This is a genomic window from Frankia tisae, assembly GCF_025403405.1.
GTDB lineage: Bacteria > Actinomycetota > Actinomycetes > Frankiales > Frankiaceae > Frankia > Frankia tisai.
On record NZ_JANEZT010000625.1, the window covers coordinates 1 to 2,059 of the forward strand.

At 70.2% G+C, this 2,059-nt stretch carries 1 protein-coding gene; it reads right to left on the reverse strand.

The window, feature by feature from the left end; translation table 11 throughout:
* The coding region (locus NBZ85_RS30645; RefSeq protein ID WP_261563370.1) for a beta-propeller fold lactonase family protein at positions 1–2,012 on the reverse strand (2,012 nt) is incomplete at its 3' end.
* Positions 2,013–2,059: the final 47 nt, after the last annotated feature.

A 2,059-nucleotide genomic window follows, 5' to 3' on the forward strand; every position in this document is an offset into this window, starting at 1 on the left:
CCGCCGCCCGCGCCACCACCGGACGTGGTGGCGGTCGGGTCCAGGCAGGGCGGGGTGTGCGTCCCGGTGCAGGGCAGGTTCCCGGCCCCGCCGGCACCGCCGGCACCGGACGTGCTTTCAGTACCGTCCCCGCCGCAGCGCGGATCGGTCAGCGGATCGGTGGTCGGGGGATTCCCAGCACCGTGCCGGCACGCGTTCAGCCCTCCGGTGCCTCCGGTGGTCTGGGTGCCGCCCTTGCCCGGGAGTCCGGCGTTACCACCGTCGACGGTCGACCCAGCGTCGGCGCCGACGTCACCGCCGCCGGCACCCCCGGCTCCGCCGAGCGCGTTGCCCTGCCCGCCGACGCCGCCGCCGCCGCCTCCGCCGGCACCGACCAGCACCCGGGTGGACTGGTCGCACTTCCGTGCGACACATCCCGCCGCGGCCACGCGGACGTCGGAGGAACCGCCGCCGCCGGAACCGTTACCACCGTTGAACGCTGTTCCGCCGTTCGCACCGGAACCATCACCAGGCCCACCTGGCACGCCGGCGTCGGACCCACCGGACCCGCCGAGTGCTCCCGATCCGCCGGACGGGCCATTGCTCATTCCGCCCGAGCGCGAGGCCCCGGTTCCGTTGGCGCCCTTGCCCGCCACGTCCACCTGCAGGACCTGGTTGTCCTTCAGCCCCGTCAGTGCCCCGGATGCCTGGCCACCGCCGCCTCCGGGACGCCCGGTGATGTCCCCTGCCGGGGACGGGTGCGCCGCGTCACCAGCGATGAAGTAGTGCCCGCCCTGGGCGCCGGTCACCACGACCTCGACCGAGCCCACTCCCGCGGGCACCGTGAAGGTGTCCGATCCGATGGTGTGATAGGTGCAGGTCTTTGTCGTCGTCCCGGACAGCACACCGGTCGTCCCGCACACCGCCGGAGGCGGTACGGCCTTCGGTGGTGCGCTGATCGCGATCCCCACCGGTCGGTCACCGACGGGGATCGGGGTGCCGGCGGTGTTGCTGGCCACATCGATCGGCGTCACCGTGTCGCTGTCGCGGTTGACCGCATAGGCGGCCACGCCGTCCGGCGTGACCGCGATGTAGAACGGTTCGATGCCTCCGGTGGAGATAGGAGTGCCGGGGGTGTTGGTGGCCACATCGATCGGCGTCACCACGTTGTCACGCTCATTGGTGACGTACACGGTTCGGCCATCGGGCGTGATCGCGATCCCGACCGGGCGGTCGCTGACCTGAATCGGTTTGCCGGGGGTATTGGTGGCCACATCGATCGGCGTCACGGTGGCGCTGGCAGCGTCGGCGTTGTCCGTGACGTACACGGTCTTGCCGTCGGGTGTGATCACAATTCCCTGCGGGTTGTTCCCGGCTGGGATCGGGGTGCCGGGGGTGTTGGTGGCGACATCGATCGGCGTCACCGTGTTGCTTGCGGCGTTGGTGACGTAGGCGGTCCTGCCATCGGGGGTGATCGCGACGTAGTGTGCGTCGTCCCCGACCGGGATGTGGGCACCGGGAGTATTGGTGGCCACATCGATCGGCGTCACGTCATCGCTGGCGTTGTCCACCACGTAGGCGGTCCGGCCGTCGGGAGTCACTGCGACCCCGAACGGGAACTGACCGACCGGGATCGGGGCACCAGGGGTGTTGGTGGCCACATCGATCGGCGTCACCGTGTTGTCGGCCCGGTTCGCCACATAGACGGTCCTGCCATCAGGTGTGACCGTGAGCCCTCTGGGGCTTGCACCGACCCGGATCGGGGCACCGGCCGTATTGGTCGTCACGTCGATCGGGGTGACCGTGTTCCCGAAATTGTTGATCACATAGGCGTTGGCTGCTGCCGGCTTCGGAGCAGGGCCTGGCGGTGCGCTCGGACTCGATGTGGGGCTCGGTGTGGGTGTCGATGTCGGAGGCGTGGACGGCTTCGTGGGCTTGGGGTCCTGCGAGGAACCCCACGTGATGACGACCTCGCCGTCGCCCTTGTTGACGGTCCCGGCGTTGACATCAGCGGTCAGGGCGACAGAGCTCACCGTGGATGCGGCGAAGGAGCTTCCCCCGCCCCCACCGGCACCTGCCC